This window comes from Enterococcus sp. 6D12_DIV0197, from assembly GCF_002174385.1.
GTDB lineage: Bacteria > Bacillota > Bacilli > Lactobacillales > Enterococcaceae > Enterococcus_D > Enterococcus_D casseliflavus.
Window position 1 is genome coordinate 841,529 of sequence record NZ_NIBN01000001.1, and the last position, 12,981, is coordinate 854,509.

The 12,981-nt window shown below is 43.3% G+C and carries 16 protein-coding genes and 1 other RNA gene; 11 read left to right on the top strand and 6 right to left on the bottom strand.

The window, feature by feature from the left end; genetic code table 11:
- The first annotated feature begins 6 nt into the window (after positions 1 to 6).
- The 4 genes from A5867_RS04030 (at position 7) to ffs (ending at position 2,531) form a co-directional block, all read left to right on the top strand.
- Positions 7 to 1,374: an RsmB/NOP family class I SAM-dependent RNA methyltransferase gene (locus A5867_RS04030; protein WP_087626928.1), complete on the top strand. Its 1,368-nt coding sequence runs from the start codon at positions 7 to 9 to the stop codon at positions 1,372 to 1,374.
- 68 nt (positions 1,375 to 1,442) lie between these two features.
- The gene (locus A5867_RS04035) at positions 1,443 to 1,778 is read left to right on the top strand and encodes a hypothetical protein (protein WP_005227636.1); all 336 of its coding nucleotides are present in this window, start codon (positions 1,443 to 1,445) and stop codon (positions 1,776 to 1,778) included.
- A gap of 131 nt (positions 1,779 to 1,909) precedes the next feature.
- A complete protein-coding gene (tadA, locus tag A5867_RS04040) occupies positions 1,910 to 2,416 on the top strand; it encodes a tRNA adenosine(34) deaminase TadA (RefSeq protein WP_015509027.1) in 507 nt (168 codons plus the stop codon).
- Positions 2,417 to 2,446: 30 nt separating this feature from the next.
- An RNA gene (gene ffs, locus A5867_RS04045) (signal recognition particle sRNA small type) lies at positions 2,447 to 2,531 on the top strand.
- 213 nt (positions 2,532 to 2,744) lie between these two features.
- On the opposite strand, the gene A5867_RS04050 is transcribed toward ffs, so the two are convergent.
- Together A5867_RS04050 and A5867_RS04055 are read right to left on the bottom strand one after the other, a co-directional pair.
- Positions 2,745 to 3,152, bottom strand: a complete 408-nt coding sequence (locus A5867_RS04050) for a type II toxin-antitoxin system death-on-curing family toxin (protein ID WP_005227640.1) — start codon at positions 3,150 to 3,152, stop codon at positions 2,745 to 2,747.
- Positions 3,149 to 3,391 carry an addiction module antitoxin gene (locus A5867_RS04055; protein WP_005227642.1) on the bottom strand — a complete coding sequence of 81 codons (243 nt, stop codon included), beginning with the start codon at positions 3,389 to 3,391 and terminating at the stop codon, positions 3,149 to 3,151. The genes A5867_RS04050 and A5867_RS04055 overlap by 4 nt, the downstream gene beginning before the upstream one ends.
- 325 nt (positions 3,392 to 3,716) lie before the next feature.
- Here A5867_RS04055 and A5867_RS04065 point away from each other — a divergent pair, with 325 nt between their 5' ends.
- The 4 genes from A5867_RS04065 to A5867_RS04080 all read left to right on the top strand — a co-directional run bounded on the left by A5867_RS04065 (position 3,717) and on the right by A5867_RS04080 (position 7,217).
- Positions 3,717 to 5,099 carry a bifunctional UDP-sugar hydrolase/5'-nucleotidase gene (locus tag A5867_RS04065; RefSeq protein WP_074934540.1) on the top strand — a complete coding sequence of 461 codons (1,383 nt, stop codon included), beginning with the start codon at positions 3,717 to 3,719 and terminating at the stop codon, positions 5,097 to 5,099.
- A 90-nt stretch (positions 5,100 to 5,189) separates the two neighbouring features.
- Positions 5,190 to 5,810: a YutD family protein gene (locus A5867_RS04070; RefSeq protein WP_005227649.1), complete on the top strand. Its 621-nt coding sequence runs from the start codon at positions 5,190 to 5,192 to the stop codon at positions 5,808 to 5,810.
- A gap of 1 nt (position 5,811) precedes the next feature.
- On the top strand, positions 5,812 to 6,582 hold the full coding sequence (locus A5867_RS04075) for a TIGR01457 family HAD-type hydrolase (RefSeq protein WP_087626930.1): 771 nt from the start codon (positions 5,812 to 5,814) through the stop codon (positions 6,580 to 6,582).
- A complete protein-coding gene (locus tag A5867_RS04080; protein ID WP_074934539.1) occupies positions 6,579 to 7,217 on the top strand; it encodes a TIGR01906 family membrane protein in 639 nt (212 codons plus the stop codon). The genes A5867_RS04075 and A5867_RS04080 overlap by 4 nt, the downstream gene beginning before the upstream one ends.
- Before the next feature lie 56 nt (positions 7,218 to 7,273).
- Here A5867_RS04080 and A5867_RS04085 read toward each other — a convergent pair whose 3' ends face one another.
- From A5867_RS04085 to A5867_RS04095, 3 genes are all read right to left on the bottom strand, one after another.
- Entirely contained in the window at positions 7,274 to 7,783 is a 510-nt protein-coding gene (locus A5867_RS04085) for a phosphatidylglycerophosphatase A (RefSeq protein WP_005227653.1), read from the bottom strand.
- Between the two features lie 108 nt (positions 7,784 to 7,891).
- Entirely contained in the window at positions 7,892 to 8,533 is a 642-nt protein-coding gene (yqeK, locus tag A5867_RS04090) for a bis(5'-nucleosyl)-tetraphosphatase (symmetrical) YqeK (protein WP_087626931.1), read from the bottom strand.
- A 5-nt stretch (positions 8,534 to 8,538) separates the two neighbouring features.
- Complete coding sequence (locus tag A5867_RS04095) at positions 8,539 to 9,516, bottom strand: NAD(P)/FAD-dependent oxidoreductase (RefSeq protein ID WP_087626932.1); 978 nt, start codon at positions 9,514 to 9,516, stop codon at positions 8,539 to 8,541.
- Between the two features lie 140 nt (positions 9,517 to 9,656).
- Between A5867_RS04095 and A5867_RS04100 the strand changes: the two genes are divergently transcribed.
- The gene (locus A5867_RS04100) at positions 9,657 to 10,244 is read left to right on the top strand and encodes a peptidylprolyl isomerase (protein WP_005227659.1); all 588 of its coding nucleotides are present in this window, start codon (positions 9,657 to 9,659) and stop codon (positions 10,242 to 10,244) included.
- A 90-nt stretch (positions 10,245 to 10,334) separates the two neighbouring features.
- Here A5867_RS04100 and A5867_RS04105 read toward each other — a convergent pair whose 3' ends face one another.
- A complete protein-coding gene (locus A5867_RS04105) occupies positions 10,335 to 11,516 on the bottom strand; it encodes a MalY/PatB family protein (RefSeq protein WP_087626933.1) in 1,182 nt (393 codons plus the stop codon).
- A 93-nt stretch (positions 11,517 to 11,609) separates the two neighbouring features.
- On the opposite strand from A5867_RS04105, the gene A5867_RS04110 reads away from it, so the two are divergent.
- Together A5867_RS04110 and A5867_RS04115 are read left to right on the top strand one after the other, a co-directional pair.
- On the top strand, positions 11,610 to 11,990 hold the full coding sequence (locus A5867_RS04110; protein ID WP_087626934.1) for a CvfD/Ygs/GSP13 family RNA-binding post-transcriptional regulator: 381 nt from the start codon (positions 11,610 to 11,612) through the stop codon (positions 11,988 to 11,990).
- A 67-nt stretch (positions 11,991 to 12,057) separates the two neighbouring features.
- Complete coding sequence (locus tag A5867_RS04115; RefSeq protein ID WP_005227664.1) at positions 12,058 to 12,420, top strand: hypothetical protein; 363 nt, start codon at positions 12,058 to 12,060, stop codon at positions 12,418 to 12,420.
- The last annotated feature ends 561 nt before the right edge of the window (positions 12,421 to 12,981 follow it).

Consider the following 12,981-nt stretch of genomic DNA (forward strand, 5'->3'; position numbering starts at 1 on the left):
GTAAGTATGCAATTACCAACACCATTTATTGAAAAATACCAACGGTTGTTAGGAGAAGAAGCACCAGCTTTTTTTACCGCTTTGACCGATAATCAGCCAGTCAAAGGCTTTCGCTTGAATGTTGCTAAGCCGCACGCACAAGCGATGCTGGCAAAATATGGACCAGCCGCTGTACCCGCCCCCTATGCAGAAGCTGCTTATATTGGCGAAGTCAAAGGCCGTTCGCTGCTCCATCAAGCTGGCTATGTCTACAGCCAAGAACCTAGTGCGATGATCGTAGCAACGATCGCAGCCGCTCAACCAGGGGAGCGGGTCTTAGATTTATGTGCGGCACCAGGGGGCAAAACAACGCAGCTGGCAAGCCAATTACAAGGAAAAGGGCTGCTTGTAGCAAATGAGATTTTCCCCAAGCGTGCCAAAATCCTATCAGAAAATGTGGAGCGTTGGGGTTTTCCGAATGTAGTCGTTACCAATCAGGCACCGCAAGAATTGAGCCGCCATTTTCCTCAGTTTTTTGACAAGATCGTGGTGGACGCCCCATGTTCTGGTGAAGGGATGTTTCGTAAAGATCCCGTCGCCTTAGAAGAATGGCAAGCAGAAACACCTGATCAGTGTGCGATCAGGCAAAAAGACATTTTGGCAAAAGCCGTTACGATGCTAAAACCGGGGGGGCAGCTGATCTATTCCACCTGTACCTTTGCCCCAGAAGAAAACGAAGCGATGATGGCTTGGTTAATGGAGGAGTATCCCTTCACGATCGAAGCGATCGACTTGGACAATGTATCTCATGGGCGCAGGGAGTGGGGAGCTGCACCTGGGATTGAGAAAACCATCCGCTTATGGCCGCATTTAAACCAAGGAGAAGGTCATTTCGCTGCGAAATTGACCTCGCTAGCAGAAGCAGCGCCAGTGAAAAAGAAGAAAAAAGGCAAAGGAGCGACAGCCAAGAGTCCATTGGATGCAACGACTCAAAAGCTGTGGCAAGCCTTTCGCAAGGAGTTTCCTTTTTTACAGGCACTGAATGCGACGCCTCAGCTGCTAGGAGAAAACCTCTGGCTCGTTCCTGAAGAAATGCCTTCTTTAAAAGGGATCAAGTTTATGCGCCCAGGTTTGCACGTCGGTGTCGTTAAGAAGAATCGGATCGAGCCAAGTTATGCGTTGGCATTGGCGATCCATGCAGAAGAAGGGGCACCGACAGTGCCGATCACTTTGCCGCAATGGCAGCAGTATGTGGCAGGTGAAACCTTGAGCGTGCCAGGAAATGCTGGGTGGGTGATTTTGACAGTCAATGAGATCCCAGTCGGTTTTGGAAAACAAGTCCAAGGAACCGTGAAAAACTTCTTTCCTAAAGGATTAAGATTCAAAGCGATTTAAACGAAATAGTGTTTTTATTTCAGTCCTCGTGCTATGATGGAAGTAGCAAAATAAGGGAGCTGATCGATATGAAAACATCATCAAAAGTAACGATTGGATTAAGCATTGCAGCGATCGCTGGGATCACTACTGCCGTCGTTGTATCAGACAAAGTATTCAATAAAGTACGCTTCGCTTGCAACCGACACAAAGTAAAGAAATTTGTCGATGACAAATTCAACGGCAATGAAAAATTGCTGGATGTCGTAGACGGCTTGTCTGACAATGAATTGGATTCGTTGTTAGGTGTGATGAAAAAAGTCAATGAGGGCCGCAACAAAATCTCTGTTTACGGAGACAATATCAAAGATTCGACAGAACATGTCAAAGACAAGTTGACGAGCTTTGTTGATTCCGTCTTTTAAGTCAATCATTCCATTTGAAACTCGCAGGGACATCGGTCTTTGCGAGTTTTTCTCGTCATTCTAAGCGTTTTTCGTTATACTAACAAGGAAATGCACGAAATGGTGCGAGGTAGAGGAGTGAAAGTGAAGTCGTGGAAAAAACAAGTACCTTGACTGCCGAGGAAAAAGCGTTCTTTATGGAAGAAGCAATCAAAGAAGCCCGAAAAGCAGAAGGGTTGGCAGAAGTGCCGATCGGTGCTGTCGTCGTCTTGGATGGCAAGATCATTGGTCGTGGGCACAATCTACGAGAAACGCAGCAGCAAGCTGCAGCGCATGCGGAGATGTTTGCGATCGAAGAAGCCTGTCGCACTGTCGGAAGTTGGCGCTTAGAACAAGCGCAGCTGTTTGTGACCTTAGAACCATGCCCAATGTGCAGTGGGGCGATGTTATTGGCACGGGTGGAAGAAGTGTATTTTGGTGCCTATGATCCCAAAGGCGGCACTGCCGGTACATTGATGAATTTATTGGAAGATGAGCGCTTCAACCATTGGTCCTATGTGGAAGGCGGCATTTTAGAAGAAGCATGCGGCCAGCTGCTAACAGATTTTTTCCGAGCATTACGAGAAAAGAAAAAACAAAAAAAGGCTGGCAATCTCTAACGAAATACGTTATACTAAGTTTTGCCGAAAGGCTAGGACAATGGAGGTCTTGTGAAGCGTGTCAGATCCGGAAGGAAGCAGCACTAAGCAGGATTCTCCATGTGTCTGATTGAAAAACTGCTTGTTTTGAAGAAAGCAGTAGTACTAATTGAATCGATGATCATTCAAACCTGAGACAGACTGTCTTAGGTTTTTTTATTGTCTGAAAGTCTTTAGTTGAGTCTTCTCTTTGATAAATTTTCATGATCAATTTTTAGCCAATCTAGTAAAAAGTGAATCACGATTGTTTGATTGTAGGTGAAGAATTGCTGATTAGCTAGTTACTTTTTTACGACTTTCTTGTGTATTTTCGAAGGTAGTCAGAGGTTGATCGTTTTAAAGTATCAAATTTATTTTCGTCATATTTCGCAATGTGCACCAGAAATGCAATCGTTTGATTTTGTTCGAAAAAAGTTTCATAGTGGTTAAGCTTGAAAAAAACATCCGTTGCCATGAAAGCCGTTCGTTTATTGGCATTATGAAAGGGATGTTTTTTGATTAAGTTGATTAGAAGGATTGCAGCTTTTTCCTCCATTGAGGGATATAATTCTTTTGAAAAAACGATTTGTTGCGGTTGTTTTACAGCCATGGCTAATCCAGATGGATCACGCAAGCCGATCTCTTCATTTGGTGTTTGACTTTTGATAAGCACGACATTCATTTTTATGATTTGTTTTTCTGATAAGTAGATTGTCAATGATTTGCGAGCTCCTTATACATCTCTTCATATTGAGAAAAAGATTGATCGATTAAACGATTGATTTCGAGTTCCTGCTCAGAAGGTAATGACTTTTTCGTGATTGCAGCAGCTAATTTGTCTTCATCAACAAATACGTAATCATTTTCTTGAATTCCTATTTTTTCTAATAATTCTTTCGATAATGTTAAAACAACTGAATTTCCGCTCTTTCTAATTTTTCGTTCTTGAATACTCACTTTACATCTCCTCCTTATATCGTATATACAGTATATACGATAAACGAGAATTACTCAATAATTGTATGATCGTATGTTAGTGCTATATATTTTGGATCGTATTTGCTTGGAAAAAATCATTCCAACAATTGAGCAAAACATGGCGGTACTTTTTGACAAATGACTGTCTATTTATTCCATTCTTTTCCAAGCATTCCAATGGTTTCCCAGAGATTTTATGCTATGCTTATTTTGTAGAGAATTCCGTCGTCTTTCTACTGGCAACCCTTGATGCCAAAAGAAATGGATAGTGATTTCAGGCGACGTATTTGAAAAGAGGCGCACAATGGAAAAAATTACGATTATCCATACCAACGATCTGCATTCCCACCTAGAACATTGGCCGAAGATGCGGCGTTATTTGGATCAAAGAAAACGAGAAGCGGATACGACCGAAGAGACAGTGATCGCAGTCGACTTAGGCGACTTTGTCGATCGCTGGCATCCTTTGACAGAAGCAACTGACGGCAAGGCGAATGTCGATTTGATGAATCAAGGACATTACGATGCGGTGACGATTGGGAACAATGAAGGGGTCGGCAATCCCAAAGAGGTCTTGCAGCATTTATATGACCAAGCAGAATTTCCTGTCATTTTAGGCAATTTATTTGATAAACAGGATTTACGTCCGCCAAAGTGGGCACAAGAATACAAAATCATGGAAAGCAATCAAGGAGCTAAAATCGGTCTGATCGCTTTTACAGCACCATTTCCGCTAACATACGCCCCAAACGGCTGGGACATTCGCGAACCCTTGGAGATTTTGCCTTCATTGGTGCAGCATTTGCGCCCCGAGGTCGATCTGCTGGTCTTGATGAGCCATCTAGGCATCAATGCTGACCGCCAGATTGCGAGGGATTTTCCAGAACTAGATGTTATATTAGGTTCCCACACGCACCATTTGTTTGAAAAGGGCGAAGTCATCAATGGCGTTCAAATTGGGGCAGCTGGCAAGTTTGGTTTTAACATTGGCGAAGTCGAAGTGGTCTTAGATGATCACCATCGCCCAATCAAGCATCGCGCACGTGTGATTCCGACCGATTCGTTGGTGGCTTTTCCGCAAGATGAGGAAGAGATCGCCGAATATCTATCGATTGGCCATCGCTTGTTGCGGGCAAATCAGGTGGCAGAAATTCCAGCAGCGTTTACGAGGGATTGGCAAAGTCAACATTCCTTGGTTCGGGAGGCACTTTTGGCATTATGTGCCAAAGGACAAACGGAGGCCGCCATCTTAAATACGGGGCTATTTTTAGATGATTTGCCGCAAGGACGGGTCGATCAAGATCAGCTGCACACGATTTTGCCCCATCCGATGCATTTGATTCGGGTGACGCTGCAAGGCGCGGATGTCATTCGATTGATCTTAGAGATGGAAAAAAATCGCAACTTTTTGCGCAATTTCCCAATTATGGGAATGGGTTTTCGAGGGAAGATTTTTGGTGAACTGGTTTATGAAGGCATCCGCTTTGATGAAAAAAACCACCAAGTATTGTGGAAACAAGAGCCCGTCGATCCTGCTCAAAGCTACACGTTGACCCTTGTGGATCACTACTTGTTTATTCCGTTTTTCCCGACGATCGAGATTGCTGGAACCGTTGAGTTTCTTTTTCCAGACTTTATTCGCACAGTGGTCGGTGATTACCTGAGTCAGAAATACCCCATCCAGTAGTTCGTCACTCCTCCAGCTGGATTTTGCGAGAAAACCGCGACTATCATTGGGGAATAAAACAAGGTATAATAAACAACAGGTGGTGAAAAAATGACCGAAAAACAAACGATCACAGATGAAATGACATCTGTACTAGAAGAAATTATTGAAGAACCAGCGAAACAACCGCAAAAAGGCGAGTTGGTGACTTTGTTAAATGATGAAGAATTAATGATTGGCAATCGACAATACAAATTGGTCATGGATTATCGTGAAGGCTTCAATCCAGAAAAACTTGGCGAGCGTTACAGTGAAGTGTTGGCACGTTATGATTATATCGTAGGCGATTGGGGTTATGAGCAGCTGCGTTTGAAAGGTTTTTTTGAAAAAGATAACCGCAAAGCATTACCCGATCAGCGTATCGACATGCTGGAAGACTATTTGTATGAGTATTGCAACTTCGGTTGTGCCTATTTCGTGATCCAACGAGTTGGCGGCAAAAAAGAAAAAAGTACCTCCCGCCGACGCAAGAAAAAGCCAACCCAAAACAATCAAAATCAAAACGCACAACAAAACGCCCATATAGAAGAAAAGCGTGACACCGTACCGCAGAAAAAAAGCAAACCAACGATCAAAAATCGTAAACCAAAAGAAAAGAACGTCAAAAAAACCGAAACAACCACGGTGAAAAAAGGCAAAAAAGAGTTTACGATTCGACAAAGGGAAGAATAAGATGAAATATAAAGGCTATTTGATTGATTTAGACGGCACGATTTATTTAGGAAAAGCGCCGATCCCTGCTGGGAAATGCTTCGTAGAATCCTTACAAGAAAAAGGACTGCCCTATTTATTTGTGACCAATAATACGACCCGCAGTCCTGAAGTCGTGGCGCAGCGATTAGCGGATGAATTTTCGATCCATGTGGCACCAGAAACGATCTATACCGCAAGCTTGGCGACGATCGATTTTATGAAAGACCATGGCAAAGGCCGCAAAGTATTTGTGATCGGCGAAGCGGGGTTGATCGATTTGATCTTAGCTGCTGGGTTTGAGTGGGAGGAAACCAACCCAGATTATGTCGTGGTTGGCTTAGACAACCACGTGACGTATGAAAAATTTGTTTTAGCAACGTTAGCGATCCAAAAAGGGGCAACCTTTATCGGGACCAATCCAGACAAAAATATCCCGACGGAAAGAGGTTTATTACCTGGTGCAGGTTCACTGATCGCAATGGTGGAGACTGCCACCCAAACGCAACCGATCTTTATTGGCAAACCAGAAGCCATCATTATGGAAAAAGCGGTGGCACACATCGGCTTATCAAAAGAAGAGGTCTTGATGGTGGGAGACAATTACGAAACCGATATTCGCTCGGGGATCCAAAACGGGATCGATTCTTTGCTCGTATTATCTGGCTTTACCCCGAAAGCGGCAGTTCCGACATTACCAGTAGCACCAACCTATGTGGTGGATTCTTTAGATGAGTGGGATTTTGAACAATGAAAAAACAAGTGTGGCTTGAACGCTTAGGATTTGTCTGCTTGTTTTTGTTTTTGGTCAGTCTAGCGATCACCCTAACGATCAATTTTCGACCGTTATATTGGTTTGATGTCGATCACTTGAATCTGCTGGATTATACCTCGCTAACAAGAGAAGAGTTGTTGAAGAACTATGGCTTATTGTTAGATTTTCTAAACAATCCCTTTGCAAGTACGCTCGCCTTGCCAGATTTTCCAATGTCTGAAGCTGGCGCTGGGCATTTTTACGATGTGAAGCAGTTGTTTCTATTAAATTATGCCGTGATGATCGTCACTTTGCTGCCGAGTATCTGGTTCGTCAATCGGTTACGGCAAAAACAACAGCAATGGCGCTTGATTCGTCCCTTTCAATGGGGGATGATTTTGCCGCTGATTTTCGGGTTTTTGATGGCTGTCGGCTTTGACCGCTTTTTCGTTACGTTCCATGAGATTTTCTTCAGTAACGACGATTGGCTCTTTAATCCAGCCACCGATCCGATCATCAACGTGCTGCCAGAAACGTTTTTCATGCATTGCTTTATTCTCTTTTTCGTCTTGATTGAAGTCTTCTTTTTTGCCTTCTATTGGTGGGGCAAACGAGGCTTGAAAAAAACAGCATAATGAAAAAAAGACCAACGATCCCCTTCCTTTGAGGGAGGCGAATCGTCGGTCTTTTTTTATTGCGTAATGTAATGAGATTTACTTGGGTGTTGATGGGCTAAGCGACTTGCGGCAGAAGCTGCGATGGCACCTACGATATCATCTAAAAAGGTGTGAACGCGTGGACCGTCGTGCTTGTTCAGTTCTTTCAAAATACCCGGTTTGACTTTATCAATGTATCCGTAGTTAGTAAAGCCGATCGAGCCGTACACGTTGACGATGGATAGAGCGAGGATCTCATCGATCCCATAAAGCCCTTCGTCTTCTTTAACGATTTCTTGCAGTGGATGCAGCAGTTGATTTTCTTCTGCCAAAATATCTAACTGGACACCCGTTAAAATCGTATTGTGGACTTCCCGCTTGCTTAAGACAGCGTTGACGCTTTCGATACACATCTCCAAGGTGATGCCTTCAATGTAATCTTTTTGCAAGAACATCACCAGTTCACCGATGTCTTGCAGCGAGACACCGCGGTCGGCTAACAATTCTCTTGCTTTGTCTTCAAGTGTTTTGCTTTCTAATACCATATAGTTCCCCTCCATGTAAAAATAGTTTATTCAAAAGTCAACATGCGACTGATGGATTGCGATCATAAGTAGTGCCCTATTCCAGTTGCAGGCCATGCCATTTGGGTCTTAATCCCTTCTGACATCCATTGAAGCACAAGTGTTTGCTAGTTCTGCTTTGGCTGCCACTGTCCAAGGATGGGGGACCACCAAGTCACCAGCAAAAAGCCAGTCCATATAATACCCAGCGGCGGCTTCCAAGGAATCATCGAGGCGGTCTAATAAGCCGATTAAGAAAGGCGCTTGATCTTTACGATCCCATTTGATTTTGTCGGCTAAAAAAACAACTAGATCGAGACGACGATAATGGGCCTTTAAGGTGGTATGACAGCTGATGGCGGACAGAATGTCTGGATCAGACACCTGAAAAACCGTTTTTGCCAACAAAGCGGATTGCTGCTGATGCAGCAAAAAAGGTGCTTGCCGCTCCGCGTCTAAGATCGGTTCGCCTACCGCTATCTGCAAGGCGATTCGCTGGTCATGAGGGATGACGACGCTGACATCGTGCAGCAGTGCTGCCAAGTAAGCTTTCTCCGCATTGACTTGAAACCGTTCTGCCAATCGTTTGGCTTCTTGGGCAACGGCTAGATTGTGGACCGCCGTTTCGGCATGATCGAAGGCTTCCAGATACTGAACCATTTGCTCAGTGAGGGTCTTGCCCTGCAAAGGGAGGGTATAGGCGGCAAGTTGACGTTGACCAGCTTGTTTCATCTCAGCTACTCCTTAAAAAGACTTGTACTATGAGCAGGTTGGGTCCGCGTTTTGGGATCAATGTAGTGGAGCGCATTGTTCACTGCGGTTGGGGCTTCCCCGAAACCAGTAGCGATCAGGTCGACTTTTCCATCGTATAAAACGACATCCCCACAGCCATAGATCCCAGGAATAGACGTGCTCATATCTGAAGAGACGAAGACTCCTTGGCGGCTGCTTTTCATGCCCCAATCCTTGATGTTCAATGTGGAAGAAAAACCGTAATTGACGATCAAAGCATCCAATGAAAGGCTGACCGTTTCATCACCTTTGACTTGCTGCAACGAGACACCAGTCAAACGTTGCTCTCCTTGGATTTCTTGGATCACATAAGGAGTCAAAATGTTGACGGCAGAAGCCTGTAATTTACTAACGCTATGTTCATGGGCACGAAATTCAGGACGGCGATGGATCAAGTAGACTTCACTAGCGATCGGCTCTAGCATCAATGCCCAATCGATGGCAGAATCGCCGCCACCGGCAATCGCTACTTTGCGTCCAGCATACTTCATCAAATCGGTGACAAAATAGTCTAAGCCGTATCCTTCAAACCGCTCGCTTTCTGGCAAAGTCAGTTTGCGCGGCTGAAAGGAGCCGTTTCCTAAAGCCAAAATCACGGCTTTCGAGTAATGGATTCCTTTGTCGGTGGTGACTTCGATATAGTCTTCTTGTTTTTCGACCGACAAGACGGTCTCTTCTAAGCAATATTGGTGATTGAAGGTCGTCAACTGTTTTTCCAGGTTTTGGACAAGATCGCCCGCTTTGATTTTCGGATAACCTGGGATATCGTAGATGTATTTTTCTGGGTATAAAGTAGCAAGCTGACCGCCTAATTGCGGCAAGCTGTCGATGATCTTGGTTTTGGCGTTACGCATACCGGCATAGAAAGCAGAAAACATCCCGCTAGGTCCCGCGCCGATAATCGTTATATCAAAAATATCCATGTTATTCCTCTTTTCTAACCACGTTGGGGTGAAGCGTGTTCGTAGTGTACGAATAGCTTCATTATAGCAAAAATTATCCAAACTAGCATTTTTTCAATTTTCTGCTATCATGGATTTATGAGAGAGAAGGAGGAGTTAATGTGTCTGAATTTCCACAGTTAGCATTAGAAAAACAAACTGGCCATAAAGCAGTCATCAAAACCAATCGTGGGGATGTAGTTGTACAATTGTTCCCAGAATTGGCACCAAAAACAGTGAAAAACTTCGTTGAATTAGCGAAAAAAGGGTATTACGATGGGATCATCTTCCACCGTGTCATTCCTGATTTTATGATTCAAGGCGGCGATCCAACTGGTACAGGGATGGGCGGCGAAAGCATCTATGGTGGCAGCTTTGAAGATGAATTTTCAAAAGAATTGTTCAATCTTCGTGGCGCTTTATCCATGGCAAACGCTGGTCCGAATACTAACGGCAGCCAGTTTTTCATCGTAAACAATCAAAATGTTCCTAGCAACATGTTAGGTCAATTAGAAGGTGCTGGTTATCCAGCTGAAATCATCGAAGCGTATCAAGCAGGTGGTACTCCTTGGTTAGATTTCCGTCACACAGTCTTTGGTCATGTGATCGAAGGAATGTCGGTCGTTGATGAAATCGCTGGCGTGCAACGGGGACCACAAGATCGTCCAGTGCATGATGTAGTGATCGAAACGATCGAAATCAGCGAATAAAACAAAAGAACCCAAAAGCAGTTTCAACGGTCATCCTCAAGGAGATCGTTGAAATGGCAGCTTTAGGGTTCTTTTTTTCATAAGAAAGAGTTAACCGATCGGTTGGTCTTTAAACGCGGCGGCGATTTGATTGAGTGCTTTTTCTAATAGCTCTTTAGGACAGGCAAAGTTTAGCCGCATATGGTGACTGCCGCGAGGACCAAAGATACTTCCTTGATTCAATACGACATTGGCTTCTTTGATCAGTTTGCGCTGCAGCTGATTGTCCGTTAGGCCATAGGCAGAAAAATCCAGCCAAATCAAGTAAGTACCTTCGGGCTTTTGAAACGTCACTTCTGGGAGTTGTTCAGTCAAAAAGTCACAGACAAAGGTGCGATTTGCTTCTAAATAGGACAAAAGTTCTTCTAACCATGCTTCAGATTCACGATACGCTGCTTCAGTAGCGACCAAACCAAACGTATTGATTTCCCCTTGAACGTTGCGTTCTTGTGTTTTTACAAATTGGCTGCGCAAGGTTTGGTCTTTGATGAATACCATCGAATTTTTGATCCCAGCTAAATTAAAGGTCTTGGTTGCTGAGGTCAAGATGATCGAAAAATCGGCAAAGCTTGGCTCGACTGTTTGGAAAGAGACAAATTGATTTGGTGCAAAAACGATGTCTTGATGGATCTCATCACTGACAACGATCACCTGGTGCTTTTGACAAATACGGCCGATCGTCAGCAGTTCTTCTTTTGACCACACGCGACCGCCAGGATTATGAGGATTACATAGAAGAAACAATTTTACCTTCTTTTCGATGATGGTTTGTTCCATCGCCTCAAAATCGATGACAAAGTGGCCATCTTTTTCTAGTAACGGTTCTTGAATTAAGGTCCGCTGATTGTTTTTGACAACATGGGCAAAGGGATGGTAGACCGGATCGTGGATCAATACGGCATCTCCTTCTTGCGTATAACTTTGGATCGCCAGTGCAATACTAGGGACCACACCGCTATTAAAAAGGATCGCTTCTTTATTGATGGTATAACCATGACGTCTTTGCTGCCAATCGATGATGGATTCAAGCAGCGAATCAGGGATGGTGGAGTACCCATAGATCCCTTGGGAAACTGCTTTTTCTAAAGCTTTTTTCACAGGTTCTGGTGCCAGAAAATCCATGTCGGCTACCCAAAGCGGCAACAAGTTTTCTTCCTTATAGGTTTTTGCAATGGTATCCCATTTGACGCTATTGGTATTTAAGCGCGGATGAACTTTGTCAAAATTGATCATGCGTTTCCCTCCTATATTGTGCAACGTTGTTTCTGATGCTTCAAATCTACCACTAGTTCAAGTATAATGAAAGTGGAAAAGAGAGGAAAGACTATGAATTATCAAATCGGGAACATTATAGAAGGAACAGTCACTGGGATTCAACCCTATGGTGCATTTGTTTCGTTAGATAAGGAAACACAGGGATTGATCCATGTTTCAGAGATCCAATCTGGGTTTACCAAAAATATCCATGAAGTCTTACAGATCGGGCAAAGGATCCGTGTACAAATCATTGATATTGACGAATACAGCCAAAAGATCAGTTTGTCCCGCCGTACATTGGAAACGAGTTTTGTTCAGCCACCCTTTAAGCGTAAACGCTACTTTACAAATAAGAATAAGCGGATCGGTTTTCGTACGATTGGAGAAGCTTTACCAGTGTGGGTGAAAGAGGCCAAAGAAATGTTAGAAAAAGAAAACAGCAGCAGATAATCGTGCATATTTTCTGAAAATGTGCTAAAATTAGTTTACAAACAGATGAATAACTGAGGTGGGTATTTTGGGATCCAAAAAAGTAGCGGGTACAGTTATGATGCACTTAGCAAATGGTTCGAAACGATTTTTGATGCAAATACACGAAGGCACTGCGGAATTAGCGTCAACGGATTTTTCTGAAGATAAAACCGGCTTGGCTACGATCTTACAATTGTTTAAAGACCGTATCCACCTTGATGTGACAGCGATCGAACTCGTTGAACTCACAAATGGCAATATTGATACGCAAAACATTCCTTTATTTGTTTTTGAAACACAAGAAGCAGGACAAACGCAACAGCTGCCAGAAGGGTATGCGTGGGAAGAGCCCAATATCTTTCGTAAGATCATTGAAGACTACGAGATTGAAGGCGTTCCGTTCTTTTAGCACCTGAATATTAGCGAAAAGACTGAAGACCGTTACGACGGTCTTTTTTTATTGAAAACTTTTTGTAAATAAAATGAAATATTTCCTTGACCTGAGTCAAGAAGAATGGTAAATTAGTCAACGTTGGCAATTGAGCCAGCGGGTCAAAACAACAGTTGAAAAAACTTCAAAAAAAGACTTGACCAAAAATGCAACAGATGATATTATAACGAAGTCGCAATAATAAAACAGTTAATCAATGTTGATAAATCAACAAAATTAATTGAAAAAAGTTGTTGACAAATAACAAATCATTTGTTATTCTAATTAAGTCGCTGAGACAGCCGCTACGAAGTTGAAAAACAATGAGCGAAAAAAACTTTTAAAAAAGAGTTGACAATCAAATGTCGCTCTGATATGATATAAAAGTTGCTAACACAGCACGGTAGACCTTTGAAAACTGAACAAAGCAAGCAAACGAACCAATGTGTAGGACGTTTCAATTTATTGAAACAAATACATGCAAGCAATAGCTAGCAAAGTTAATTTTTATGAGCTTAATGACCGTATGGTCATTCAAAC

Coding starts and splice junctions, on each gene's coding strand:
- A5867_RS04110 (WP_087626934.1), top strand. CDS start 11,610: ATGAATTATCAAATCGGGAACATTATAGAAGGAACAGTCACTGGGATT.
- yqeK (WP_087626931.1), bottom strand. CDS start 8,533: ATGAAACAAGCTGGTCAACGTCAACTTGCCGCCTATACCCTCCCTTTG.
- A5867_RS04080 (WP_074934539.1), top strand. CDS start 6,579: ATGAAAAAACAAGTGTGGCTTGAACGCTTAGGATTTGTCTGCTTGTTT.
- A5867_RS04065 (WP_074934540.1), top strand. CDS start 3,717: ATGGAAAAAATTACGATTATCCATACCAACGATCTGCATTCCCACCTA.
- A5867_RS04075 (WP_087626930.1), top strand. CDS start 5,812: ATGAAATATAAAGGCTATTTGATTGATTTAGACGGCACGATTTATTTA.
- A5867_RS04035 (WP_005227636.1), top strand. CDS start 1,443: ATGAAAACATCATCAAAAGTAACGATTGGATTAAGCATTGCAGCGATC.
- A5867_RS04030 (WP_087626928.1), top strand. CDS start 7: ATGCAATTACCAACACCATTTATTGAAAAATACCAACGGTTGTTAGGA.
- A5867_RS04095 (WP_087626932.1), bottom strand. CDS start 9,516: ATGGATATTTTTGATATAACGATTATCGGCGCGGGACCTAGCGGGATG.
- A5867_RS04070 (WP_005227649.1), top strand. CDS start 5,190: ATGACCGAAAAACAAACGATCACAGATGAAATGACATCTGTACTAGAA.
- A5867_RS04085 (WP_005227653.1), bottom strand. CDS start 7,783: ATGGTATTAGAAAGCAAAACACTTGAAGACAAAGCAAGAGAATTGTTA.
- A5867_RS04105 (WP_087626933.1), bottom strand. CDS start 11,516: ATGATCAATTTTGACAAAGTTCATCCGCGCTTAAATACCAATAGCGTC.